This is a genomic window from Allobosea sp. 05T439, from assembly GCF_056396005.1.
In genome coordinates this window covers 1-24,688 of sequence record NZ_JBFTKP010000015.1, presented here as the reverse complement: position 1 = coordinate 24,688, position 24,688 = coordinate 1, and the positions used below count along the sequence as shown (strand labels likewise).

Here is a 24,688-nt window from a genome sequence, read left to right as displayed (position 1 = left end):
CGTCTCAGGCCTTCAGATATTTATGGACGAAGGGGTGCTGCTCTCCACTGGTCACGATCGGCGCGTTCCGGAACTGCGAGACGACTTCGACACAGAAGCGGACGTCGTCGAGGCCGTAGCCCTTGCCGGCCAGGATTTCCTGGTAGCTGCGCGTGTGAAGGTCAGTGAAGCCTTCGGAGAATTCGACCTCCTCGCCGTCCAGCGAGATCGAACGATATGTCGTCTTCTTGCCCTTGACGCTTTCGGGAAGATCGTTGGCATCGACCGAGAGGAACCAGCGTACGTCGGCCTTCTCGTAGGAGAGGAGGCCGCCAGCGCGCTCCGGTTCGCGGAGATTGGCGGTCTGTGACTGTAGCGGGCCGAAGACATAAGCCAGCATGTCGAAGAAATGGACGCCGATATTGGTGGCAACGCCGCCCGACTTGCTTTCGTCACCCTTCCATGAGGCGTGATACCAACGACCACGCGAGGTGATGTAGGTCAGATCGACAGCATGACGTTCATTCGACTGAGCGATGCGCTCTTTGAGCGCCTGGATCGCGGGGTGGAGCCGAAGTTGGAGGATGGTGTTGACCTTGCGGCCGCTGTGCTGCTCGATTTCGGCGAGGCCGTCGATATTCCAAGGGTTGAGGACCAGCGGCTTCTCGCAGATCACGTCGCAGCCGGAACGCAGACCGAACCTGATATGGGCGTCGTGCAGATAATTGGGCGAGCAGACGCTGACATAGTCAATGTCCTCGCCGCGCCGGTGCAACTTGTCGACGTGCCGGTCGAAGCGCTCGAACTCGGTGAAGAAGTGGGCCTGCGGAAAATGGCTGTCGATGATGCCGACGGAATCGTTGGGATCATAGGCCACCTTGAGATCGCCGCCGACGGCCTTGATGGCCGTCATGTGACGGGGAGCGATATAGCCGGCGGCGCCAATCAGGGCGAAACTCGTCATCTTATCAGGCCTTGAAAACGTTGTTGGCGACGATGCCGGCGCGGGCACAGGCGTTGCGCGTGTCGACGACCAGTTTCGAATTTGCGACCAGCGCTCCGTAGTCGACATCGTCGTGGTCGGTGGCGATCAGCACGGCGTCGAAGCCAGCGAGCGATTCCTTACTAACCGGCACGCTCTTGCGGCCCGTCAGCTCGGCATGCTCGCGGGTCGGCGGGATGACAGGGATGAAGGGATCGTGGAACTCAACGTGCGCGCCGCGCTTCTCGATCAGCTCGATCAGCTTGAGCGAGGGGCTTTCGCGCATGTCGTCGATGTTCTTCTTGTAGGCGATACCTAGGATCAGGATCTTCGCATCGCTCAGGTTTTTGCGGACCTCGGTGTCGACGAGCTCGGCGAGCCTGTTGACCACGGCATAGGGCATCTGGGTGTTGATCTGCCCAGCGAGTTCGATGAAGCGCGTGGTAATGTCGTATTCGCGCGCCTTCCAGGTCAGGTAGAACGGATCGATGGGGATGCAGTGGCCGCCGAGGCCGGGGCCGGGATAGAAGGGCATGAAGCCGAAGGGCTTGGTCTTGGCGGCATCGATCACCTCCCAGACGTCGATGCCCATCGCGGCGTAGACCTGCTTCAGCTCGTTGACGAGCGCGATATTGACGGCACGGAAGATGTTCTCGGTCAGCTTGACCGCTTCCGCGGTGGCGGTCGAGGAAACGGGAACGGCCTTGACAACCAGCGCGCTGTAAAGCGCCATCGATATGGCGAGCGCATCGGCGCCGTCGCCCCCGACAACCTTCGGGATGGTCGAAGTACCGAAGTCCGGATTGCCCGGGTCCTCGCGCTCCGGCGAGAATGCCAGAAAGAATTCCTCGCCGCTCTTCAGGCCCGTGGCCTGCTCGAGAATCGGGCGCATGACCTCGTCGGTCGTTCCGGGATAGGTCGTCGATTCGAGGACAACGAGCTGTTCCTTGCGCAGGCGCTTGCCGATCGCCTCCGTGGTCTTCACCACATAGGAGAGATCAGGTTCGCGATGCTTGGTCAGCGGCGTGGGCACCGCGATCAGCAATGCATCCGGTTCGGCCATACGGTCGAAGTCCGTGGTCGCAATGAAGGTGCGGTTCTTCACGCCTTCGATGATCAGATCCATTGGGATGTGCTTGATTGCGCATTTCCCGGCGTTCAGATCGTCGACGCGGTGCTGGTCGATATCAAAGCCGATGACCTTGATGCCTTGGCGCAGCGCCGCCAGCGCAAGCGGGATACCCACATAACCCAGTCCGACGATACCAATGACGACCGACCGATCCTGGACGCGTTCAATAAACCGCTGCGCGACTGGCGAATTCACATTCAACCTCAAGATTGCGCCAACATCGTTCAATTGGCCGTTTTGTGTGCGTGCTTCTTCCAGACTTGCTGGAAACCGTCAACATGCGTCGAAGGCCTTTCGGGATGTGCGTGCTGTGTAATCACTCCCCTAGTCCCTGTAGAGGTTCTTGAAATGGCGGTTGATTTTGCCGTGGTCTACGACGGTGCCGTGATTTCGTTCGCACAAGATCGGCGGATGAAAATACCAGTCGTCGAAGCCGACGTTGAGCCTATCATAGCCTGCCTGCGCCAGAAGGAGTCTGATCGCCTCCCGGCGCGGCTCGACGAAATTGTGCTCGATGGTGAAGAGCGGGATTCGGTGGCGAGCCAAATCGATGCCGCGCAGAATGTCGAGTTCGGAGCCTTCCGTATCGAGCGAGACATAGTCGAAGCCGTTCAGCGCGAAATCGCCCATCGCCGCAATCTCGTTGAAGGTGATGGTCTCGACCTGGATCAGCCCCTTCTCCGCGACGACCTGGCGACGGTGTCTGGAATAGCCGTCGCTGTCGGCGAATTCCTCGAGGGTGCCGATCTCCTGGGAGGCAACGAAGTCAAGGACCCTGCCGGACTCGCGGTAGACAGCCTTTTCCAGGCAGATCGCCGTGCGGTTCTGCCGGAGCTTCGCAAAGAGTTCGGGGTTGGGCTCGACCGCCACACCTGTCCAGCCATGTTCGGTTTCGAGGAAGTAGCTGTTGCTGTGGAGGACGCCATCGAAGGCGCCGATCTCGGCGAAGCGGCCGCCGCGCCTGCCATTGCACATGGCGAAGACCCAGCGCTCCTGCTCGATCTGCGAGTTGGTCGGCATTTCGTAGGCAAGGCGTGGGTCGAAGGGGAGCGTGTCGTCATACCCCATCGTCATCAACTGCCCCATCGCCTTAGCCACACCATTTCGGCGCCTTCGGTGCTCGCATGGATAATGCCCCGGGCTCTCGGCTAGTCCAAGGGCAGGATTGGCCTGTCGTGAGGCTTGCCGCTTCCACGGCCGTGGCCGTTCTGCGGTCGCTCAGTGAATCTCCGGTTCCGCCACCTTGGCCGTGCCCTCCAGGTAGTCGAAATCGCAGCCCTTGTCGGCCTGGCGGATATGGGCGGCGGACATGCGGCCATAGCCGCGAGCATAATTGCGGTCGGGTGGTGACCAAGTGGCGAGGCGACCGGTGATTTCTTCGTCGCTAAGCTCGACGGAGATACTGCGAGCCTCGACGTCGACAACGATGACGTCGCCGGTCTGAACCGCGGCGAGGGGCCCCTTGATATAAGCCTCCGGCGCGACATGGAGCACGCAGGCGCCGTAGCTGGTGCCGGACATGCGGGCGTCCGAGATGCGCAGCATGTCGCGCACGCCCTGTTTCAGCAGTTTTTTGGGAATGGGCAGCATGCCCCATTCCGGCATGCCCGGGCCGCCGACCGGGCCGCAGTTCTTCAGGACCATGACGTGATCGGCGGTGACATCGAGGTCCTCGTCGTTCACAGCGCGCATCATCGCGTCGTAATCCTCGAAAACCAGAGCCGGGCCGCGATGTTGGAGCAGCCGAGGCTCGGCCGCGGAAGGCTTGATGACACAGCCATCGGGCGCAAGGTTGCCCTTCAGGACGGCAAGCCCGTTGGCGGTCGAGACGGCCCTGTCGAGTGGACGAATGACGTTGTCATCATAGACCTGTGCGAGCGCGATCGTCTCGGCAAGGGGCTTTCCTGTCACTGTCATGGCGTCGGTATGCAGCTTGCTCTCAAGCTGTTTCAACAGAGCGGGGAGACCGCCGGCATAGAAGAAATCCTCCATCAGAAAGTCGCCGGACGGCCGCAGATTGGCGATCACCGGCACCGTGCGCGAAAAGGTGTCGAAATCCTCCGGCGTCAGCGGCACACCGGCCCGACCCGCCATCGCGATCAGGTGGATGATCGCATTGGTCGAGCCCGCCACCGCCATATGGACGGTGAGCGCGTTCTCAAAGCTCTTGCGGGTCAGGATGCGGTCGGGGGTCAGGTCCTCCCAGACCATTTCGACGATGCGCTTTCCCGCGGCCGCGGCCATGCGGGGGTGGGCGGCATCGGCGGCGGGGATCGCGGAGGCGCCGGGCAAGGTGAGGCCGAGCACCTCGGCATGGCTCATCATGGTCGCCGCGGTACCCATCACCATGCAGGTGCCGTGCGAGCGGGCGATGCCGCTTTCCATCTCGCGCCATTGGCCGTCGGTGATGTTACCGGCTTCCTTCTCGGCCCAGTATTTCCAGACATCGGCGCCGGAGCCCAGAACCTTGCCGGCCCAGTTGCCGCGCAGCATCGGGCCGGCCGGCACGAAGATGAAGGGCAGGCCCGCGCTGCATGCGCCCATCACGAGGGCGGGCGTGGACTTGTCGCAGCCGCCGAGCAGCACCGCGCCGTCGAGTGGATGGGAACGGATCGATTCCTCTGCCTCCATCGCCAGGAAGTTGCGGTAGAGCATCGTCGTCGGCTTCTGATACTGCTCGGAGGCCGACATCACCGGGATTTCGACTGGGAAACCGCCCGCGGCCCAGACCGCGCGCTTCACCGCCTCGGCCCGGTCGCGCAGATGGGTGTGACAGGGGTTGATCTCGGACCAGGTGTTGAGGATGCCGATAACCGGCTTGCCCATGAACTCCTCGTGATTGAGGCCCATCTGCAGCGCCCGCGAGCGATGACCGAAGGAGCGCAGGTCGCTGGCGCCGAACCAGCGCCTGCTGCGCAGCGTCTCGGGCGTCTTGCGGGGGTGGGGCATGGTGTTTCCTCGGATGTTTCTTGCTTGTGGTCCTGACCGCCATTGCGCGCGGTGCGCCGGCGGGGATGCGGGCTGCATGCCTTGTCGCAGTGCTCTGCGATGACGCTTGCGGCTATTCCGCTGCTGCTTGCCGTGCGCCCCAGCCAGCAACGACACGGCGCAGCTCGGCGCGCTCGCTCTCGTTCAGTTCGGGAAGGCCGGGCAGGCGGACGGGGCCGACGGGCGTGCCCAGCAGGCCGAGCGCCTCCTTGACCACGGTCACATTGGCGCCGTTGCCATACTTGGTACGCAGCGTCTCGAAACCGGCGATCTCGTCGACGAGGTGTCGGGCGAGTTCATAATCGTTGCCTTCCAGCGCCCGCCAGATCGCCAGCGAGCGTTCGGGCACGACGTTGACCAGTCCGGAGGTGAAGCCGCGGGCGCCGAGCGCGTGGAACGGTGCGGCCCAGCCTTCGGCCAGTCCACAGATCCAGTTCGCACTGGTGCCCTGGGTCGCGCGCACGCATTCGGCCAGCAGCATCATGTTGTTTGACGCGAACTTCACGCCGGCGACATTGGCGTGGGTCGCGACGCGGGCGAGGTCCTTCACGCCGATCGCGTCGGAGCGGATATAGGCGACGACCGGAATCGGCAGGGCCTCGGCAATGGCGAGAATGTAATCGGCTTGCGATTGCGGCGCGGCAAAGGGATCGAGCGGGTGATGCACCATCACCGCATCGCAACCGGCCGCAACTGCGAGTTTGCCGGTCGCAATCGCTTCGCGAAGGGAGCGGCCGATGCCGGCCGTGACCAGCGACTTGCCGGCCGCAGCTTCGGCGGCGACAGCATGGCTGCGGACGACCTCGTCGGTGGTCATCGGGTAGAATTCGCCGGTATTTCCGGCCGAGACGATATTGTGGATGCCGGCCTCGGCAATGCGCCGGACGATCTGGCCGGTCAGGGCCCAGTCGGCCTCGCCGTCGCCCTTCCAGGCTGTGACATGCACACCGGAAATCCCGCGTAATGCGGTCCGCAAGCGGTCATTCGTCATAGGCCAATCCCTCCGCATCCGAGCCGAACACCTGGCGCACATGGCTCTTGGCCGAGCGCACGATGTGGCTCCTCATTCGCTGCTCGGCGAGCTGCGGCTTGCGCCCAGCCAGCGCCTCGAAGATTCCCTGGTGTTCGACAAAACCCTGGCGGCGTTCGTCCTGCTCGCCGAGCAGTGCGATGCGCTGGGCGTGATCATACATGCGCTGTCCGTCCAGCCGGCGCTCCAGATAGGCGCAGCCCGAGATCCGGTGGATCGCGCCGTGATAGGCCTCGTTCAGATTGACGAGGTCCTCGAGTGCGCTGTGCTCGGTCGCGTGCGCCATGTCGTCGATCAGCCGCGACATGTCGCGGATCTCGGCGTCGCTGATGCGATTGGCGGCGATATGGGCCATCACGCTTTCGATTGCGGCGCGGCCAAGCGCCATCTCCAGAGCCTGGCGCGCGGAGAAGAGTACGAAGACGCCGCGTCGTGCCTCTGTGCGGACAAGCCCTTCACTTTCGAGCTTACGGATCGCATCCTTCACCGGGGTTGTACTGACGCCGAGCATTTCGGCGAGCTGACGCTCGTTCAGCCGCTCCCCGTTCTGGAAGCTGCCGGCCACGATCGCACGACGCAGACGCTCATGCACATGCTCGCGCAAGGAGCGCAGCAGGTGAGGGGCGACGGGTTCGATCGTGGTGGTCTCGGTCATCATAGTCCCAGCATGTGTGGGGGAGGCACCGAAATCCCGATCGGGCTCCGGCGTTCCGCCCTGCATCGCCGCATCAAACATCACAAACATCAAGTCCGAACAAGTCTGAAATTTCAGATTTCAAATCTGAAATGCTGTGCTATGTCCTGCGGCAAGGAACCCGGGAAGGGTCGAGCCGGCGAGAATTGCGCGGGCGCTGCAACAAGGGAGGAAGACCTGATGAGTTTGACGCGACGCGCGGCAATGGCCGCCGCCTGCTTGATGATCGCCCCGGCTGCCCTGGCGCAGTCGGACTACCCTTCGAAGGTCGTGACCATCGTGGTGCCCTTCGCTGCCGGCGGCACGACCGACCTTCTCGGCAGAATCCTGGCCGAGCGGCTGGCCGTGCGGCTCAATGGCAGGTTCATCGTCGAAAATCGGGCGGGCGCGGGCGGGAATACCGGTGTTGCGGCTGTCGCGAGGGCGCCGGCCGACGGCTACACGCTGACCATGGGCACGGTTTCGACCCATGCGATCAACGCGGCCGTCTACAGCAAGATGCCCTTTGACCACATCAAGGATTTTGCGCCGATCTCGCAGGTGGCGAGCGTGCCGAATATCCTGATGGTCAATCTCGACCTGCCGGCGAAGTCAGTACCGGAACTCATCGAACTGCTGAAGAAGAACCCGGGCAAATACTCGTTCGGCTCGTCCGGCGCCGGCACCTCGACGCATATGGCAGCCGAGTTGTTCAAGGTCGCGACCGGCACGGATATGGCCCATGTACCCTACCGATCGAGCGGGCAGGTGACCCAGGATCTGCTCTCCGGCCAGATCCAGCTTTCCTTCGACAACATCACCATAGCGTGGCCGCATGTGGAAGCCGGCAAGATCAGGGCACTCGCGACCGCAACGCCGGAACGGCTCGCCGTGGCCAAGGATTTGCCGGCGCTGGCCGAGTTCATTCCGGGCTATGCCGCGACCTCCTGGCACGGCTTCTTTGCGCCTGCCGCGACGCCGAAACCGATCGTCGACAAGCTCTCTGCCGAGGTGCAGGCGATCATGCGCGAGCCGGCAACCGTCGAGCAGCTCAGGAAGCTTGGGGTCGACCCGGTCGGCTCGAGCCAGGCCGATTTCACCGCCCATATCGCCGCCGAAACCAAGCGCTGGGCCGAGGTGGCCCAGAAGGCGAACGTAAAGATCGAGTGAAGCGCGATTGCCATGTCCTGACCAAGAGCGGCATTCCGGGGCTGCGCGGTATAGCGGCCCCGGGGCGGCGATCATCAGCGTCGAATGCCGCCTCCTTTGAGCGAATGAGGATCACCTTCCGATGACGTCCGTGCTGACCCCCGAAAATCGCGAAAAGCTGAAGCGCGTCTCCAGCGCTACTCTAACGACTGCCCTGTTCAAGCGTGGCTTCCGCAATGTTTTCATCCAGGACGTGCGGCCGCTCGGAACTGCGGTCCCTCGGATGGTCGGCGAGGCCTATACGTTGCGTTACATCCCGGCGCGCGAAGATCTCGACCATCTCGGGGTTTTCGCCGATATCGAGCATCCGCAGCGCAAGGCGGTCGAGGCCTGCCCGCCCGGCCATGTCATGGTGATCGACAGCCGCAAGGATGCGCGCGCGGCGTCTGCCGGCGGCATTCTTGTCTCCCGGCTGATGCAGCGGGGAGTCGCCGGGGTCGTCACTGATGGTGGCTTCCGGGATTCGCCCGACATCGCCCAGATGCCGTTCCCGGCCTTTCACAATCGGCCGAGCGCCCCGACGAATCTGATCCGCCACCACGCGGCCGATATCAATGTCCCGATCGGCTGCGGCGATGTACCGGTATTCCCCGGTGACATCGTGGTCGGGGACGGCGAGGGGGTCTGCGTGATCCCGGCCCATCTCGCCAACGAAGTCGCAGGGGAGGCCTATGAGCAGACGGCCTATGAGGATTTCGTCGAAGAACGCGTCCGTGCCGGTGAAACCATCTTCGGACTTTATCCGGCTAATGCCGAGACAAAGGCGAAGTTCGCGATCTGGCGGACCGGTTGGTCTTGAGGTTGGAAATCTCCACCGAGCCTTGAGGCTCATCATTCGCCGGTGAGCGGAGCCGGTTTCGCATATGCGCGGCTCGCTGCATGGATCGGGCAAGTCGACGTGTAGCGCGCTCGATCTTCAAGCTATAAGTCGTAAAAGTCGCGGTACCAATCGACAAAGCGCTGAATGCCGTCTTCTATCGTGGTGGACGGACTGAAACCGACGCGGGATGCGAGTGCGCTTACGTCGGCATATGTGGCGGGCACGTCGCCCGGCTGCATTGGCATATGCCGTTTGATGGCCTTCTTACCGCATGCAGCCTCGATCACGGCGATGAAGTGGTCGAGTCGGACTGGAGTGTGATTGCCGATATTGTAAACCCGGTAGGGTGCCGCAGCCGTTGCGGGATCAGGCGAGGCACCGTTGAAATCGGGGGAAGTTCCGGGCGGCTCACCGACTAGCCGGACGATTGCCTCGCTGACATCGTCGACATAGGTGAAATCCCGGCTCATCTCGCTTTCGGCGTACACGTCGATCGGTCGGCCTTCCAGAATCGCCTTGGTAAAGCTGAAATAGGCCATGTCCGGTCGGCCCCAAGGACCATAGACCGTGAAGAAGCGTAGGCCCGTGACCGGTATGCCGTAGAGATGGGCATACGAATGTGCCATCAGTTCATTGGAGCGCTTGGTTGCCGCATATAGTGAGACTGGGTGGTCGGCGCCATCATGCTCACTGAACGGCACCTTGGCGTTGGCGCCATAGACCGAGCTCGATGAGGCATAGATCAGGTGCTGAACCGGATGATGACGACAGGCCTCTAATACTGACACGAAGCCGTCGAGATTGGCGCTGGCATACGCGCGCGGATTTTTAAGCGAATAGCGCACGCCAGCCTGCGCCGCGAGATGAATCACGGCGTCCGGGCGAAATCGAGCAAATGCGTCATCAAGCGCGTCATAGTCGGCAATGTTGAGTTGCTCAAAAGAAAAGCCGTTGCGCGGAGCCAAACGATCGAGCCTCGCCTGCTTGAGCGCAGGATCGTAATACGGAGTGAGATTGTCGATACCCAGGATCTGAACGCCCTGCGCGAGCAAAGCCTCGGTGACATGAAAGCCAACGAAGCCTGCAGTGCCTGTAAGCAGAATTCGCTGTTGTGAGGCCTTGATCGTCACAGGATGGGCCCAGATCATCATAGTTGGTAGCGGCAGAGCGACTCATTCTGCTCTCGCGGCAGAACCAATCAAGCTTAGCTTTGGGTATCTGGCACGACAGGCGCGCGACTACAAGGAGTGATCCACCCCCGTTGAATTGGTCCACCCTGAAGTATGTCTTGAGGCAGACAGGAGGACCGCAATGCCGAAGAAGCGTCATAAACCCGAAGAGATCGTCGCGAAGCTGCGCCAGGTCGATGTGCTGGTCTCGCAGGGCCAATCCGTTGCCGACGCGATCCGCTCGATCGGCGTGACGGAGGTGAGCTACTACCGTTGGCGCCGTGAGTTCGGCGGCCTGAAGACAGATCAGGTGAAGCGGATGAAGGAGCTCGAGGCCGAGAACGCCCGGCTGCGCCGCGCCGTCGCGGACCTGACGCTCGACAAGCTGATCCTGAAGGAGGCCGCGTCGGGAAACTGGTAAGCCCCGCGCGTCGCCGTGCCTGCATCGAGCATGTCCGGCTCGTCATGAAGGTGTCGGAGCGGCGGGTCTGCCGTGTGCTCGGGCAGCATCGCTCGACCCAACGCCGGGTTCCACGCGGACGCGGCGATGAGGAGCAACTCACCGCCGATATCGTGGAACTCGCCCGCCGTTACGGCCGCTATGGCTATCGCAAGATCGCCGAGCTGCTGCGCTCGACGGCAGGCTGGGTCGTCAATGACAAGCGGGTCGAGTGCATCTGGCGACGCGAGGGGCTGAAAGTTCCGGCCCGGCAACCCAAGCGCGGCCGTCTCTGGCTGGGAGACGGATCCTGCATTCGTCTTCGCGCCGAGCGGCCCAACCATGTCTGGTCCTACGACTTCGTCGAGGACCGCACCCATGACGGGAGAAAATACCGGATGCTGAACGTCATCGATGAGTACACCCATGAATGCCTGGCAATCCGTGTAAGCCGGCGCCTGAAGGCCATCGATGTCATCGACGTGCTCTCGGACCTGTTCATCCTGCGCGGTGTGCCAGAGCACATTCGGTCAGATAATGGACCGGAGTTCGTCGCGAAGGCCGTGCAGGGATGGATCGGCGCGGTTGGCGCCAAGACCGCCTACATTGCGCCCGGCAGCCCTTGGGAGAACGGCTTCATCGAGTCCTTCAATGCCAGGCTGCGTGACGAACTCCTCGACGGCGAGATCTTCTACACCCTCGCCGAGGCGAAGATCGTCGTCGAAAGCTGGCGGCGGCACTTCAACACGCTGCGCCCGCACGGTTCGCTCGGATACAAGCCTCCCGCGCCGGAGGTCTTCATTCCCGCCATGGCCGCGCGGCCGGCTGCGCAACCCGCACCAGCTACGCCGCCCGCGCTGGCGCTCAGGCCAACCTCCCACTAACATTCAACCCGGACCGCTCGGCGGGGGCGGATCACCCCGGGCACTTCCATGCTAGCGCCGTACACGGCCCTGACAGGACGACCGAGGTATTCGCCGGCCTCGACGCCTAGCGTGAATGTTGCGGGCTATTCAATCAATGGCATTCGATCGCAATATGGGCTCGGCGCGGGGGGCTGCGGTTTTGGAACGACCTCGGGTTTCGCGCAGAACGGCGCCGAGGGCAAAGCCGGCCCGCTCAGCGTGGTCATCGAGGGGCGTCCACCGGCAAGGAAGGCGGCATAATAACGCTTGTCGGAAACTCCCGGCGTATGCGAGCCTTGAGTGACGAGACCCCTGAGATTAACCCGCTGCTCCGCAAGGGGCGGCGGGCTTTTTGTGTTAATAGGGAGGAAAACTAAGCCGTTCACCCATCTCGAAGATCTCGTGACCTTCTATACTACGTGATAGAACGGCCAAAACTGGAGGGATTCGGGTGAGTATTTCACTATCCGCCGGCTTCGCGACCGCCTCCACGATTTCAGCGTTTGCCATAACCGGAAGCGCCCTTGGGGCGCTTACAATCGGTGCGCTCATTCTCTCCAGCCTTTATTTGGCGGGGCTTGCAGTGAAGGATGACTGACGGCTTCAGGGCTCTTCGCTTTCAGCCGTTCTTCCCGCCTCCAAAATTGACTAGCTAGCGGGCGCAACCTCGGATGCTCCCTGAGCGTTTCCTCACTGAGCGCGGGGCCGTCGGCACCGCTTCGATGGCGCCATTTTTGCGCACCCCATCCCGCTCCAACTGTGAGGACGCATGGGCATGCGGTATCTGCACGTTGCAGTCTCGGTAGCTTCGGTCTCGATCGCTTTGCTCGGTGCGGCGGCGATATTCGGGATGGAACGACGCAACTCTGGGATAGGCAGTGATGGTCAGTGCTTCAGCGGCGTGGTGAGCTATTGCATCGCTGCGCAGGCCACCTCCGGCGCTGTCGATCTGCCGGAGAAGACAGCCTACTGGCGGTCGTCGCCGCGGCTCGACGAACAAGGGCTTCCGTTTTCCGAGGCGCCCGACGGCAGCCGGTTCCGCAACATGTCGTCGGTGGCATTTGCGATGTTTGCGCGGGACGCGCGTAGTTTCGAGGAGACATGCGCCACGTACCAGCCGAATGAGAAGGCACGCGCCGCGCTGGCGTTCTTCGAGCAGAATGCGGTTGGAGTGGGCGGCGATGCAGTCGTGTGGCGGTATGACTACGACACGCAGATCAATGATGTCCTCCTTCAGGCGCCGTGGGCTTCCGCGTTCGGCCAGGCGGCTATCGTCGAGCGGCTTCTGATCCACTCCTGCAAAACGGGTGAGGCCAGGTTCGCGGAGCTCGCCAGGCGCGCAGGCAAGGCGTTTTTGCTACCAGTCACATTGGGCGGCCTGAGATCTGAAAACGAACAGTTCATCTGGTTTCAGGAAGTGCCGATGCCTGACCGGCACAACCCCTTCATCGTCAATGCGCACCTCTATTCGATCCAGACGCTCCTCCTGCTCGACCAGCACTTTCCCGATGAAGGATTTCGCTCCCTTGCTGAGCGGGGGATCCAGTCGTTCCGAGCAGCGCTCGGCGTCATCGATAACGGATATTGGAACCGGTACGACTTGCGGCCTCGGTATATGTCAGTCGATTTTCAGATCAGCGGGCGAGGATCACTGCGCCGAGTCGAGCTGCGTACCGGAGATAGCTCAGAGCTGCGCATGCATGAGGGTCTAGTCCTGACGTCGCGGCCTGCCTTGATTTCCTTCTCGACGCGGCATGGGCGAAAGTTTGATCCCGAGCAGCTCCACGACACGTTGAATCTAAGATTCATCTTCGCAGGCGATGGCGAGGTCAAGGCTTCATCCCCCGGCGGGCGGCCGGGAGATATCGAGTTCTTTCGCCTGGCCGACGGGGTGAGGGGCCAAACGGGCTCCGACACGACTGTCGATTTCTCAGTGAGCCTCGGCGATCTGGGCTGGGGCCAGGTCGCCCCCGAGTACCTTCCCTTCCATGCCGCGACGTTGGCATCGATTGCCCGCTCGATCGGCGACAAGCGGCTTTTCCTGCGTGCGCTCCGGTGGCAGATCTTTTCTGATCGTCATGCCAAACGGATCCCGGTCAAGGGAGCTCAGAAGCGCTGGCCCTGGTCCGACAATGCGGACCTCGCTGCGGCGGTCTGGGACAAATTCGGCAGTATGCGGCCCAAAGACATTATTGATCGCGAGATCAGGCTCTTCCTCCTGTCTCTGCCGATGAGCGCTTCCGACCGGGCCGCGGCATTCGAGACGCTCCCGATCAAGGCCGAGGACTAGTCGTCGCCAGCGGCACCGCTGCTCTACCAGCGCTGGCCGCGGGCCGGCCGAAGAGGACGGCAGCCGTACCGATCGCAGGTGCTCTCCCAGACACGGCCGGTCCCTGCCTCGATGCAGCGGGAGGAATTGCAGTTGAAACCGCCTCCGCCCCGATAGCCGCGACCGTCATCGTCCCAACCGCGCCGCCGAGGACGATCCTCATACCCGCCGTCATAGCCTCCTCTAGGACCGCCATCATAGCCACGTCCAGAACCGCCAACGCGGCCCACCGGACCGCCGAGCGGCCTGCAGCCGTAGCGGTCGCAGGTTGACTGCGAATAGACGCCGGTGCGTTGATCGATGCACCTGCTTGCGTCGCACCGCATCTGCACCTGGATAAGGTCAGATGGAGCATCGATCTCCAGTCCACGCGGCAGCGCCGATGCGGCCCCGGCGAATGCCGTGAACAAAATCCCGGCTGCGAAAGCGATTGCTCTTAGTCTCATCGCTATCCTCCTGTAGACGATACTGCCCGCTGGAGAGTGAACGGGAACTGAAGCCGAATCGTTCCGCTATCGCTTCGTCTTGAACTGCCGCCGGGTTGGGGTCGGCGGGCCAAACGATCCATCTAGCCAAATTATCCGTACAGCGGTTCGATGAACCCGCGATGGCGGAACTCGGCGCTTCGCGATGGGTTCGCTATGCGTGTTGGCGCTGTCCACATCCGGCGCCCTCACGGCCTGGGAGTAGTCCCGCCAAAAACGTCCCCCCAGCCGGCGGGGCCGCTCTTCACTGGTGGAGTATCAGTTGTGTGCGCGCGTCGTATCCTGCGTGTTGGCCCTGTGGCCGAGACTGTCCGTGGCCCTGTCAGCAAGCCGCGGGATGCGCGTCAGCGGAAGCTCAACTTTGACCCCATCCCCGAGCGGGTCGAGCCCTGCCTGGCTCTATTGGCTTCAAAGCCGCCTACTGGCGACGAATGGTCGTTTGAAGTGAAATGGGACGGCTACCGTCTCGCCATCCACATTGATAACCGCACAGTGCGAATCCTGACTCGCGGCGGCCATGACTGGACGAGCCGGTTCCCGACGATCGCGGCTGATGCTCTGGATCTCGGGCTGGATAGCGCTATCCTAGACGGTGAGGCCGTCGTGCTCGACAACCGCGGGGCTTCCGACTTCAGCGCCCTGCAGCAAGCTCTCGGAGGTCGGGGCGGTAAACGATCTGCCGCTGGGGCGCTCTTGTACGCTTTCGATCTGCTCTATCTCAACGGTCACGACCTGCGCCCGCTGACGTGCGAGGAGCGGCGCGAGATGCTCGCCGGAGTCATCAAGCCAAACACGTCGATCCTGATGAGCGAGGATGTCGACGCCGCCCGCGACGCCTTCCTGACGGTAGCCTGTGAGATGGGCCTGGAGGGCATCATCGCCAAGCGGCGCGGCTCCCCCTATCGATCCGGCCGGGGCGGCGAATGGCGGAAAATCAAATGCATCCAATCCGAGGGCTTCGCCATCATCGGCTATGAGTTGTCGTCGTCGGCGCTGGGCGGCATTGGTCGGCTGCTGCTCGCGGCTAGGAAGGGCGACCACCTCTCCTATGTCGGTGGCGTCGGCACGGGCTTCACGCATCGATCCGCTACGAATCTACGCAAGGCTCTCGATGCGCTGGTGACTCCAAAGCCAGATCAGCAGTTGAAGCGAGCCGGCGCGCGCTGGGTCAATCCGATCCTGGTCGCGGAGATCGAATTCCGCGGCTGGACCACTGACGGGAAGCTGCGGCACGCGTCGTATAAGGGTCTGCGGGACGAAGCCGATCAACGGCAGGTACTTCAGTTGGAGGATCCGTCCTGATCAAAACGGCCGCCCTTTGCAATCGTCGGCGAAAGATACCAGCGCTGGGGCGGCCGTATGTTAGGCATGTCAGAAGAAGAAGTCGGACGCCGTCACTGTTTGAGCCGAGGCGTTGACGAGCCAAACAGCCGTGTCGCTATCGACTTCGACGACGAAATAGTCGCCGTTCTGATACGAATGCGAGATCACGTCGGCGAAGGACGAGAAGCCCGAACCTTCGAAGCTCACGATGTCGGCGCCGTTTTTCCAGTCCTGGACCACCTGGACCGAAGCGACATCCTTGACGACGAACGTGTCGCCCTCGGCACCGCCGAAGTAGTAGTTCACGCCCTCGCCACCCTCGAGATAGTCAGCGCCGGCTTCGCCGAGCAGAACATCCGTGCCGCTCCCACCAAAAGCAATGTCGTTTCCGTCCCCGAGGTAAAAGTAGTCGGCGCCGTCATAACCGTAGGCGGTATCGGCACCGGCCTCCATGACGAAAACGTCGTTACCGGCTGCCCCTACGCCGACGTCGTTGCCACTGCCGCCGTAACCGGACCCGCCGTCACTTCCCATGTAAAGGTAGTCATTTCCACCGTTTCCGACGAGCAGGTCGCGTCCAGTGCCGCCGACCAGCACGTCATGCCCGCCGCCGCCATAGAGCGAATCGTTTCCATCCCCTCCGAAGATCGACATGCGCTCCGTGCTGCCTGCAGTCTGGTTCGTATTTGCAATAAAATCGTCGCCATCGCCACCAATGACGATTGCTGTGTCGCCGATACCCGAATAGCCGGCGTAGATCGTGTCGTTGCCGTAGCCGCCGTCGACTAACCCCGTATTCGACGCTTGGATGAGGTCGTTACCCCAGCCGCCGAAGGCGATCCCGCCGTAAAAGCCGCTCTTGCCGACGGTTATAGTGTCGTTGCCATTGCCGCCATCGGTCCAGCCACCAAAATTCGTAATCTGGTCGTCACCCTCGTCGCCATAGGTGGACGAGCCGCCGCCGAGCCCGAGGCTGGTGCAGAAGATTGTATCGTTGCCGTTGCCGCCATAGAGGGCGCCGCTGGTGGCGGACCCGTTGCTGTAGTCGAGCGTGTCGTCGCCTTCGCCGCCGTACAGGGCCGGAGCGGCGGTGCCCGAATAGGTCAACGAGTCATTGCCGTCGAGCCCGTACTGGACGTTGTCCGTCGCGCTGGCGTGGACGTCGTTCGCGAGAGTGCCGGTGAATGTGGGCATGCTGGTCTCCTTCGCTTCGCGAGAGTGCTATCTTTTGGATTTCACTTCCTCCTGTAAAGGAAACTGAAGGTCTCAATTTGTAGTGTCCGCTCTCCACCCCATTTGGGAAGTCATTGGCTATCGCGGTAGGGATTGCGGACGATCCATTCCTCCAGCGCCGTAACGAGCGCGATCAGCTCGGCCTCTTCCGGCGTTTCCTCGAGACACCCAGTCAGCTGCTCGACGCGCTCGACGGCCCGGTACACATCCAGTTCATTCATCCAGGGTAACGGCCCGAGTGGAAGGTTGGAGGCTTCGCTAATTTGACGTGCTCAGGTTTGGGCCGCAACCCGCAGCGTTTGCACCTCAGCCGTTCATGCAAAGAGCTAAGCGGCTGCTCACCCATCAGGCCCGGCAACTGCCGAATATCCACGACGCGAACAAACCTGCACTCCTCGCAGTGAATGGACAGCTCGGTAGCGCCTTCGAAAATGGCGTCCTGAACTGTTTCCATGATCGCGACCGCTTAGAACGGAATATCAGGGTGATCTGGCCGAACCCGATGGCGCGCGCCGTGCTGGCGTTCCCTTTTGCGCAGGGCGCCCGGATCGGCGAGGCGCTCGCGCTGGTTCTTCACCTTCGTCGCCGGCCGGTCCTTCCTACGCGGCCTAGCCGTCGCAATCAGCGACGTATTCGCGCGGCGATCACTCATCAGTTGACTCCTTGGGGTGGTCGTTTGTTCTATCTTTATTCTCATTCAGCACGAGTCAAATGTCATATATCAATGCCGATCAGGCCCACCATTCCGCCGACACTCGACACGGACCTGAGGCATTATCCGTGGGTCGTCATTCGCTTTTGCTGCAACCACTGCAAGCGCTGGGCAGACGGGGGTCTGGTGGCCTGTGCGGAGAAATTCGGCGCTGCCATGACGCTGGGCGATCTGCTCGAGATGTTCCGGGGCCGGTGCGCGTAGAAGTACGGGTTCAAGTGCGGGGGCTATTGCCTGGACGTTGGGAAGACACGGCCGCCCGATTTTCCGACGACGATGGGAGGCTTGACCGTGATCGACGGCGGGCGGGATGATCTGCTGCCCGCCGAGCCTCGCGAGATCGAGCGGCGGAAACGGATAGGCGAGGAGTAGCGGCAATGTGCGGTCGGTTCAGCCAAGCGTATTCGTGGGAAGAGATCGTCACTTTCAGCCAGCCGCTGACCGTACCGGCCGACCGGCCGAACCTGCAGGCGCGCTACAACATCGCGCCGACGACCGAGGTCGATATCATCGTGCGCGACGCCGACTCCAACCGCATGCTTAAGAAAGCGCGGTGGGGCCTCATCCCCGGCTGGTGGAAGAAGAAGGCGAACGAGTCCGGGGCGACCTTCAACGCCCGCATCGAGACGGTCGATTCCAGCGCCATGTTCCGATCGGCGTATGTCAAACGCCGCTGCATCATCCCGGCGAGCGGCTTCTACGAATGGACTGGAGAGAAGGGCGACAAGACTCCCCACTTCATCAACGCGGCAGATGGTGGCCTGCTCGGATTCGCGGGCTTGTGGGAGGCTTGGACCAATCCGGAGACCGGCGAGACGATCACAACCTGCACGATCATCACACGCGACGCGAACAAATGGATGTCCGAGATCCACAACCGTATGCCGGCGACATTGCTGCCTCGAGACTTCGAAGCCTGGCTCGATGGCTCTGGCGGCAAAGATCTGCTGATGCAGCCTCCGCAGGAACTGCGCGAATGGATTGTCTCTCAGCGGATGAACAGGACCGGGATAGGGGATGACGACCCGGCAACAGCCGAGGCGTTCAAGGAAACGCTGTTCTAATCGCGCGCTATTTGTCAGCACGCCGTCCTCTTCGGTCGCCAGTCCGCGAAGCGACCTCAAAAAATCCAGTGTCGTTGTAAGATAACTGTCGACAGGGATCGGTAGGGGCGAACCTCCGACCGCAATGTGATGACCGTCCATCCCAGGCCCACGTCTCTGCTTTTGCATAGATTTCATAAGTTTATCCTGTCCGCAGCATTTTAAATGCTACTACGGTGACCTTCTGGAAACGTAACTCAGCCTGGGTTTTTGGAAGTTCCGCTAGGAAAACAAGTCTTCGCAAAAAAAAGGAATAGACACGCAATTAAAAAACCAGCTAACGTAATAATACTGGATGCCACCACTCGGAAGAGGACTGGCCGATGTCTTCAACTAGGCGTGCCCTCGTCGCTTACTCGAAGTGGAGCGCCTTCGTCCAGACGACGCTCGATTATCTGAACGCCTTCAAGCAGTTCAGTGGGTACGACGTTGAATTTGTCCATGCCACTCATAACGCGCTCGTGGATTTCGATTTCGACTGTTATGACGTCGTTTTCCATAGCTATTGCGCCAGGTTCTGCATCGATGGTTATGTCTCTGACACATATCGCCAGAAGCTGAGGACGTTTCGCGGGATCAAGGTCCTTGCCGTCCAGGATGAGTATGATCGAACGGACACGGTGAAGGCGGCGATCAAGGATATCGGCTTCGATATTGTGTTGACGTGCGTCCCGCAGGATAGCCTGGAATACGTCTATCCCCGGGCAGAATTCCCCGGCGTCGAATTCCTTACCGTCTTCACCGGATACGCTCCCGACGACATCGCAACCAATAGGTCGAAGCCCAAGCCGCTGGCTGAGCGTTCGATCCCGATAGGCTATCGCGGGCGCGATATCGGCGGCCTCTACGGTCGGTTGGGGTTTGAGAAGTTCGAAATCGGCCGGCGCATGAAAGAAGTCTGCGACGCGCGCGGGATCAAGTGCGATATCGCGATGGATGAGGCGAGCCGGATCTACGGCACGGCCTGGTTCGATTTCGTCGGCGACTGTCAGGCCATGCTCGGCTCGGAGTCAGGCTGCAACGTCTTCGACTTTGACGGCAGTATCGCGAAGCGTTTCCATGAGATGACGGCCGTGAATGGCTGCGTTGTACCGAGCTATGAGCAGTTCAAGCCGTTCGTGGCGGCGCGCGAAGCTGAGATCGAGATGGGGCAGATTTCGCCGCGCATCTTCGAGTGCGCGATCATGCGGACGCCCATGGTCCTCTTCAAGGGGCGCTACTCGGATGCGATCAAGCCGGACGAGCATTATCTCTCATTGGAGAAGGATTTCTCGAACGTCGATCAGATCCTGGAGCGCCTGAAGGACATTCCGGCTGCGGAGGCGATGACGCAACGAGCCTTTGATCACCTCGTTGCGTCGGGAGCCTTCACCTATCGGGCCTTCTACGCTCGCGTTGCCGCGGCGATCGAGAGCAAGGCAGTTGAGAAGCAGGTCGTACCCGCGCAAGCCGCCAGGATACTGATTGGCGCGCGCCTTGATGCCTCTGGCCTGATGTTCGAGCGGCCCACCGCAATGCCGAAGGCCGGCAAGGATTTCCGGGTCCCAGTCGCCGAGAATTTACATTATGACAGCGAGATCAAGCGGCTCTCGGATGAGTTCGACCGGCTTGTTTCTCTCTTTCGGGCTGAACTGCTCCGCATCGACGCTGGATATGCGTCAGAAACTGAAACCCTGCTGAGAGTGACGGCCGCGTCGAGTATCCCGGTGCAGATATCTTCCTGGAATATCGCCAGCAGCGAGTTGGCGCGGGCGGTCGATCTGCACCAGATTGAGATCGTCAAAGAACAGGCTCGGCACCAGCAGGCACGAGCGTCGTTCGAGGCCTCGCTGTCAAATGCTGATGAAGAGGCGGTAATCGGCGCGGCGAGCCACGCCATGCTTGCGGGCAAGCAGGCAACCTATGACAGTTTGGAGAACAGGATCCGGGAACTGAACGAAGCCTACGAGGCGGATCGGTCACAAATAGAACGCGGGCAAAGGGCGCTTCACCGCAAGATCCCCATTCTTGTGATGAGAGCGCCCCTGAAACACAAGAAAGTTCTGAGTCTGATCCTGATCAGGTTCGCATATCGGGTAGTGAGGTCGAGTGCGCGGCGAGTGCTGGGGCCGCCAGCCCTGTTCGTTTTAAGGGCTGCTAGGGCCTCTGCAGTTTCGGCGTCAACATTAGCTCCAGGCGCCCGTCCACCGACCCTATAGCGCAGCGGTCCGGTCAGGATCGCGGAGAGGGCCATCTGGGAATTGGATGGGCCGAAGCTGAAGCGCATCAGAGTGAGAGCGGCGTTTCATCAAGAACGCTAAGACCTGCGGCATATTTCTCACGCAAGCGCTCACCATCGCGGACCTTCGACAGATGAGTCATTTTGTCGAGGATGTCGGCCTGTTTCACGAAACGGGCCAGCGGGTGACGGGCCGCGCGGCGAACGAACCTGATGTATTCCTCTCCGTCTCGGCGGGTGAGGGCGTCGACAGCGGACACTATCTCGTCGGAGAAACCTTCCTGCCGCAGATCTCCCAGAGTCCACGACGAGTGCTCCACGACATCATGCAGTGCCGCGATGATGGCATCCTGCTCTCCGCCGGCTGCGAGGAACCGCGCCATCAGCCGCATCGGGTGCGCGATGTACGGCTCGCCGGCCTTGTCCTTTTGGCCTTCGTGGGCCTCCGCGGCGATCTCGATCGCTCGAGCAAGGGTGCCATGATGCATTCGCTCCCCCATGACTACCAGGACTCAGGCTCGTGGCCGCCGGAGATGTGGACAATGCAGAATGACGCCGCTGGCGCTCCACTTGACCCAGCTCGCCAGCGGCACCCGGCGCGTCCAAGATCCGGCGGGCTCCGTTTTGTGGTTCGCGAATTGGGCGGAATCCGGGCCGGGAGGCTTGTGCTGACGGACAAAACGGGATGTTCTAAATCGGTGAACGCTCGCCACTTCTCGCTGTCATAGACAAAGAGGACACCACCCTGTACGGGGGCTGGTTTCCAGATTGCCCTGACGCAGCGTCGGCCGGCATGCGGATTCCGATTGAAGCGGGCGGGGTATTCCGAAGCGAAGCCGGCAGGGCATTCCGATTTGAAGCCGGCATGTGATTCCGAGATGAAGCCGGCACCCTGAAGGGGGTGTTGGAGGCCTGGGTCAGCCACTCTGGCAGACGTTTTCCGTATCGACCGAGACGGAGACCGTGATGCCTGCGAAGAGGAAGCTGACCATGAGACAACTGCGGCAGATGCTGCGTTTGGCTGAGGAAGATCTGAGCCCCGGCGAGATCGGGCGTCGTCTTGGTGTGGCGCGCAGTACCGTGCAGGGGAACCTGGCACGAGCCCGGGAAGCCGGCCTGTCCTGGCCGCTGCCGGCGGAGCTGAGCGAGGATGCGCTGGCAGGCCGGTTGTTCGCGCGATCCGGTGCTCTTTCGGGGGCGCGTCGCCGCCCCGAGCCGAACTGGGGCGACCTCGTCGTCGAGCTGAAGAAGCCCGGCGTGACGATGGCGATCCTGTGGGAGGAGTATCGCGGCGTCCATCCGCAGGGCTACGGCTATAGCCGTTTCTGTGACCTCCTGCGCGGCTTCCAGCGTCGGCTGTCGCCGACCATGCGTCAGGAGCACGTCGCCGGCGACAAGGTCTTCGTCGATTATTCCGGTAAGAAGCTCGGCATCGTCGATGCCCGGACCGGCGTCATCCGGGAGGCCGAGATTTTCGTCGGCGTGCTTGGCGCCTCGAACTTCACCTTCGCCGAGGCAAGTTGGACCCAGGCCCTGCCGGACTGGATCGGCTCGCATGTGCGGATGTTGCGGTTTTTCGGCGGCGTCCCCCGCCTGATCGTGCCGGACAACCTGAAGGCCGGCGTCAACAAGGCTTCGTTCTACGATCCGGATCTCAACCGCAGCTACGGCATGATGGCCTCGCATTACGGCGTCGGCGTACTGCCGGCCCGCGTCCGCAAACCGCGCGACAAGGCGAAGGTCGAGAACGGGGTCCGCTTCGCGCAAAGCGCCATCCTTGGACGCTTGCGCAACCAGACCTTCTTCTCGCTGGCCGAGGCCAATGCCGCGATCCGCGACGCCGTCGACCGGATCAACGACCATGTCATCCGGCGCCTTGGCGTCACCCGCCGCCATCTGTTCGAGACCGTCGAGCGGCCGGCCCTGGCGGTACTGCCCGAGGATTACGAGTTCGCCGAGTGGCGGCTGGCCCGCGCCGGCGTCGATTACCACGTCGAGTATGACGGCTATTTCTACTCCGTCCCCCACGGCCTGATCCGCGAACAGGTCGATCTGCGGGCCACCAGCCGGACGATCGAGGTCTTCCATCGCGGCCAGCGCGTCGCCGCTCACCAGCGCCGCTATGGCGGACGCCGGCACGGTACCAACCCCGATCACATGCCGAGCTCTCACCGGCGCTACGCCGACTGGAGCCCTGAACGGCTTCGGCGCTGGGCGGCGACGGTGGGCCCGAGCACGGAGGGCCTGGTCATTGCCATCCTGGCCAACCGCCCGCATCCCGAACACGACTTCAGAACCTGCCTCGGCGTACTGCGCCTGTTCCGCGACCTCAAGCCGTCCCAGGCCGAAGCCGTCTCCGCGCGCGCCCTCGAGATCGGCGCTTTCGCCTACCGCGCGGTTGCCGCCATCGCCGCCCGACAAGCCGCGGCACCAGCCAGGACCTCCACCGAACCCGCCGCCATCATCGAGCACAGCAATCTGCGCGGCCCCGGCTACTTCCACTGACACCAGGAGACATCATCATGTTGATCCATCCCACCATGACCTTGCTCGCCGAGCTCGGACTGCACGGCATGGCCAAGCTTCCAGGAGCTCCAGGCCCAGCCCGAAAGCCGCGCCCTCGAACATGCCGACTGGCTCGCCCTCCTGCTCGAACGCGAGAGCACCGCGCGCAGCCAAAAACGCTTCGAGAACCGCGCACGCACCGCCAGGCTGCGCCACAACGCCAGCATCGAGGATGTTGACTTCAAGGCGTCGCGCGGCCTCGACCGCGGGCTCTTCCTCAGCCTCGCCGGCGGCGACTGGATCCGTCAGCATCGCAGCTTGCTGATCACCGGGCCGGCCGGCGTCGGCAAGAGCTGGCTCGCCTGCGCCCTCGGGCAAAAGGCCTGCCGCGACGATGTCTCGGTCGCCTACCATCGCGCCCCGAGGCTCTTCACCACCCTGGCCCAGGCCCGTGACGAGGGCCGCTACGCCCGCCTGCTCAAGGCGCTCGCCAGGGTCGAACTCCTGATCATCGACGACTGGGGGCCGGAAAAACTCGACGATACCCAGCGACGCGATCTCCTCGAACTCACCGAGGATCGTTACGAGCGCCGCGCCACCATCATCACCAGCCAGATCCCCGTGGACCGCTGGTACGAGATTATCGGGAATCCCACGATCGCCGACGCCGTCATGGATCGTATTGCCCACAATGCCTACCGCATCGAACTCGCCGGCGAGAGCATGCGACAACGCCAGTCGCAGAGCCCTCCAGCCACGATCGCTTGACCGTCAAATCCATCCACGACAATCATCACGAACGACCCAGGCAAATCACCTCGCACCTGCCGGCTTCAAATCGGAATGGGGTGCCGGAATGAAATCGGAACAGGGTGCCGAATTCATATCGGAATTGCCCGCCGAATTCGTCGGAATCCGCAGCCGGCAACACGATGGACGCATGTGCGGAGTCTGCCCGACAGGGATTGCACTAACCCTCAAGGCGGCGCGTTCTTGTAAGCAGTTGCCCGCGCCACGCTCCTTCGCGGAGATAAACGCAGATCCGGACGTTGCCGCCGCTCGGTCTCACGGGGCTGTTCTGGTGGACGTTCCGCTCGTCTGAAAAAGCCTGTTGGCAATCTCCGAGACGGCTCCTAAGGGACGGCGTCTGAGAGGGCTTTAGACTGGATGACTCGAGCCTCATCGTCACTAGGCTCAGGACCTATTAATTTTGCTTGAGATGTGATTCACGGTGTCCTGGAGGATGCCGTGATGGATGATTTGTTTCTGCTGAGCGAGCGGCAGATGACGCGGATTTCGCCGTACTTTCCGCTGTCGCATGGCGTGCCACGGGTTGATGATCGGCGTGTGGTGAGCGGGATCGTCTACGTCATCCGCAACGGCCTGCAGTGGAAGGACGCGCCCAAGGGCTACGGTCCCCACAAGACACTCTACAATCGCTTCATCCGCTGGAG

20 protein-coding genes and 1 pseudogene are annotated in these 24,688 nt (G+C 62.1%); 11 read left to right on the top strand and 10 right to left on the bottom strand.

What is annotated here, in order from left to right; genetic code table 11:
- Nucleotides 1-4: 4 nt before the first annotated feature.
- From AC1DIO_RS18490 to AC1DIO_RS18465, 6 genes are all read right to left on the bottom strand, one after another.
- Nucleotides 5-943, bottom strand: coding sequence for a Gfo/Idh/MocA family oxidoreductase (locus tag AC1DIO_RS18490; protein ID WP_476853837.1), 939 nt, complete (start codon nt 941-943; stop codon nt 5-7).
- Between the two features lie 4 nt (nt 944-947).
- Complete coding sequence (locus tag AC1DIO_RS18485; protein WP_476853836.1) at nt 948-2,288, bottom strand: nucleotide sugar dehydrogenase; 1,341 nt, start codon at nt 2,286-2,288, stop codon at nt 948-950.
- A 129-nt stretch (nt 2,289-2,417) separates the two neighbouring features.
- Nucleotides 2,418-3,167, bottom strand: coding sequence for an FkbM family methyltransferase (locus AC1DIO_RS18480; RefSeq protein ID WP_476853835.1), 750 nt, complete (start codon nt 3,165-3,167; stop codon nt 2,418-2,420).
- 144 nt (nt 3,168-3,311) lie between these two features.
- The gene (gene araD, locus AC1DIO_RS18475) at nt 3,312-5,042 is read right to left on the bottom strand and encodes an L-arabinonate dehydratase (RefSeq protein ID WP_476853834.1); all 1,731 of its coding nucleotides are present in this window, start codon (nt 5,040-5,042) and stop codon (nt 3,312-3,314) included.
- A gap of 112 nt (nt 5,043-5,154) precedes the next feature.
- Nucleotides 5,155-6,072, bottom strand: coding sequence for a dihydrodipicolinate synthase family protein (locus AC1DIO_RS18470; protein ID WP_476853833.1), 918 nt, complete (start codon nt 6,070-6,072; stop codon nt 5,155-5,157).
- On the bottom strand, nt 6,062-6,766 hold the full coding sequence (locus tag AC1DIO_RS18465) for a GntR family transcriptional regulator (protein WP_441477023.1): 705 nt from the start codon (nt 6,764-6,766) through the stop codon (nt 6,062-6,064). The genes AC1DIO_RS18470 and AC1DIO_RS18465 overlap by 11 nt, the downstream gene beginning before the upstream one ends.
- Nucleotides 6,767-6,985: 219 nt before the next feature.
- Between AC1DIO_RS18465 and AC1DIO_RS18460 the strand changes: the two genes are divergently transcribed.
- Both AC1DIO_RS18460 and AC1DIO_RS18455 read left to right on the top strand, forming a co-directional pair.
- Nucleotides 6,986-7,954 carry a Bug family tripartite tricarboxylate transporter substrate binding protein gene (locus AC1DIO_RS18460; RefSeq protein WP_476853832.1) on the top strand — a complete coding sequence of 323 codons (969 nt, stop codon included), beginning with the start codon at nt 6,986-6,988 and terminating at the stop codon, nt 7,952-7,954.
- A gap of 121 nt (nt 7,955-8,075) precedes the next feature.
- On the top strand, nt 8,076-8,792 hold the full coding sequence (locus AC1DIO_RS18455; RefSeq protein WP_476853831.1) for a ribonuclease activity regulator RraA: 717 nt from the start codon (nt 8,076-8,078) through the stop codon (nt 8,790-8,792).
- A gap of 122 nt (nt 8,793-8,914) precedes the next feature.
- On the opposite strand, the gene AC1DIO_RS18450 is transcribed toward AC1DIO_RS18455, so the two are convergent.
- Nucleotides 8,915-9,943 (bottom strand): NAD-dependent epimerase, encoded by a 1,029-nt coding sequence (locus AC1DIO_RS18450; RefSeq protein ID WP_476853830.1) that lies wholly within the window; start codon nt 9,941-9,943, stop codon nt 8,915-8,917.
- A 181-nt stretch (nt 9,944-10,124) separates the two neighbouring features.
- Here AC1DIO_RS18450 and AC1DIO_RS18445 point away from each other — a divergent pair.
- The 3 genes from AC1DIO_RS18445 (at nt 10,125) to ligD (ending at nt 15,442) form a co-directional block, all read left to right on the top strand.
- A protein-coding gene (locus AC1DIO_RS18445; RefSeq protein ID WP_476853829.1) for an IS3 family transposase occupies nt 10,125-11,305 on the top strand; the annotation gives its coding sequence in 2 pieces (ribosomal slippage) (nt 10,125-10,389 and nt 10,389-11,305; 1,182 coding nt in all).
- 796 nt (nt 11,306-12,101) lie between these two features.
- Nucleotides 12,102-13,616, top strand: coding sequence for a D-glucuronyl C5-epimerase family protein (locus tag AC1DIO_RS18440; protein ID WP_476853828.1), 1,515 nt, complete (start codon nt 12,102-12,104; stop codon nt 13,614-13,616).
- Nucleotides 13,617-14,437: 821 nt separating this feature from the next.
- Entirely contained in the window at nt 14,438-15,442 is a 1,005-nt protein-coding gene (gene ligD / locus AC1DIO_RS18435; protein ID WP_476853827.1) for a non-homologous end-joining DNA ligase, read from the top strand.
- 69 nt (nt 15,443-15,511) lie between these two features.
- Here the strand turns inward: ligD and AC1DIO_RS18430 are convergent, their stop codons facing one another.
- Together AC1DIO_RS18430 and AC1DIO_RS18425 are read right to left on the bottom strand one after the other, a co-directional pair.
- Complete coding sequence (locus AC1DIO_RS18430; RefSeq protein ID WP_476853826.1) at nt 15,512-16,657, bottom strand: calcium-binding protein; 1,146 nt, start codon at nt 16,655-16,657, stop codon at nt 15,512-15,514.
- A 110-nt stretch (nt 16,658-16,767) separates the two neighbouring features.
- Entirely contained in the window at nt 16,768-16,917 is a 150-nt protein-coding gene (locus AC1DIO_RS18425; RefSeq protein WP_476853825.1) for a hypothetical protein, read from the bottom strand.
- Nucleotides 16,918-17,012: 95 nt separating this feature from the next.
- Between AC1DIO_RS18425 and AC1DIO_RS18420 the strand changes: the two genes are divergently transcribed.
- From AC1DIO_RS18420 to AC1DIO_RS18410, 3 genes are all read left to right on the top strand, one after another.
- The gene (locus tag AC1DIO_RS18420; protein ID WP_476853824.1) at nt 17,013-17,612 is read left to right on the top strand and encodes a hypothetical protein; all 600 of its coding nucleotides are present in this window, start codon (nt 17,013-17,015) and stop codon (nt 17,610-17,612) included.
- Nucleotides 17,613-17,785: 173 nt separating this feature from the next.
- Nucleotides 17,786-18,472 (top strand): SOS response-associated peptidase, encoded by a 687-nt coding sequence (locus tag AC1DIO_RS18415; protein WP_476853823.1) that lies wholly within the window; start codon nt 17,786-17,788, stop codon nt 18,470-18,472.
- A 362-nt stretch (nt 18,473-18,834) separates the two neighbouring features.
- Nucleotides 18,835-20,709 carry a hypothetical protein gene (locus tag AC1DIO_RS18410; RefSeq protein ID WP_476853822.1) on the top strand — a complete coding sequence of 625 codons (1,875 nt, stop codon included), beginning with the start codon at nt 18,835-18,837 and terminating at the stop codon, nt 20,707-20,709.
- A gap of 67 nt (nt 20,710-20,776) precedes the next feature.
- Here the strand turns inward: AC1DIO_RS18410 and AC1DIO_RS18405 are convergent, their stop codons facing one another.
- Nucleotides 20,777-21,217 (bottom strand): HD domain-containing protein, encoded by a 441-nt coding sequence (locus AC1DIO_RS18405; RefSeq protein WP_476853821.1) that lies wholly within the window; start codon nt 21,215-21,217, stop codon nt 20,777-20,779.
- Between the two features lie 478 nt (nt 21,218-21,695).
- Between AC1DIO_RS18405 and istA the strand changes: the two genes are divergently transcribed.
- The 3 genes and pseudogenes from istA to AC1DIO_RS18390 all read left to right on the top strand — a co-directional run.
- On the top strand, nt 21,696-23,234 hold the full coding sequence (istA, locus tag AC1DIO_RS18400) for an IS21 family transposase (protein ID WP_476853820.1): 1,539 nt from the start codon (nt 21,696-21,698) through the stop codon (nt 23,232-23,234).
- 17 nt (nt 23,235-23,251) lie between these two features.
- Nucleotides 23,252-24,002 (top strand): annotated as a pseudogene (gene istB, locus AC1DIO_RS18395) (IS21-like element helper ATPase IstB).
- 483 nt (nt 24,003-24,485) lie between these two features.
- Nucleotides 24,486-24,688: transposase (locus tag AC1DIO_RS18390; protein WP_476853819.1), on the top strand; the 203-nt coding region annotated here is incomplete at its 3' end.

Coding starts and splice junctions, on each gene's coding strand:
- AC1DIO_RS18490 (WP_476853837.1), bottom strand. CDS start 943: ATGACGAGTTTCGCCCTGATTGGCGCCGCCGGCTATATCGCTCCCCGT.
- AC1DIO_RS18480 (WP_476853835.1), bottom strand. CDS start 3,167: ATGACGATGGGGTATGACGACACGCTCCCCTTCGACCCACGCCTTGCC.
- araD (WP_476853834.1), bottom strand. CDS start 5,042: ATGCCCCACCCCCGCAAGACGCCCGAGACGCTGCGCAGCAGGCGCTGG.
- AC1DIO_RS18470 (WP_476853833.1), bottom strand. CDS start 6,072: ATGACGAATGACCGCTTGCGGACCGCATTACGCGGGATTTCCGGTGTG.
- AC1DIO_RS18465 (WP_441477023.1), bottom strand. CDS start 6,766: ATGACCGAGACCACCACGATCGAACCCGTCGCCCCTCACCTGCTGCGC.
- AC1DIO_RS18460 (WP_476853832.1), top strand. CDS start 6,986: ATGAGTTTGACGCGACGCGCGGCAATGGCCGCCGCCTGCTTGATGATC.
- AC1DIO_RS18455 (WP_476853831.1), top strand. CDS start 8,076: ATGACGTCCGTGCTGACCCCCGAAAATCGCGAAAAGCTGAAGCGCGTC.
- AC1DIO_RS18440 (WP_476853828.1), top strand. CDS start 12,102: ATGCGGTATCTGCACGTTGCAGTCTCGGTAGCTTCGGTCTCGATCGCT.
- AC1DIO_RS18430 (WP_476853826.1), bottom strand. CDS start 16,657: ATGCCCACATTCACCGGCACTCTCGCGAACGACGTCCACGCCAGCGCG.
- AC1DIO_RS18425 (WP_476853825.1), bottom strand. CDS start 16,917: ATGAATGAACTGGATGTGTACCGGGCCGTCGAGCGCGTCGAGCAGCTG.
- AC1DIO_RS18420 (WP_476853824.1), top strand. CDS start 17,013: ATGCAAAGAGCTAAGCGGCTGCTCACCCATCAGGCCCGGCAACTGCCG.
- AC1DIO_RS18415 (WP_476853823.1), top strand. CDS start 17,786: ATGTGCGGTCGGTTCAGCCAAGCGTATTCGTGGGAAGAGATCGTCACT.
- AC1DIO_RS18410 (WP_476853822.1), top strand. CDS start 18,835: ATGTCTTCAACTAGGCGTGCCCTCGTCGCTTACTCGAAGTGGAGCGCC.
- AC1DIO_RS18405 (WP_476853821.1), bottom strand. CDS start 21,217: ATGCATCATGGCACCCTTGCTCGAGCGATCGAGATCGCCGCGGAGGCC.
- istA (WP_476853820.1), top strand. CDS start 21,696: ATGCCTGCGAAGAGGAAGCTGACCATGAGACAACTGCGGCAGATGCTG.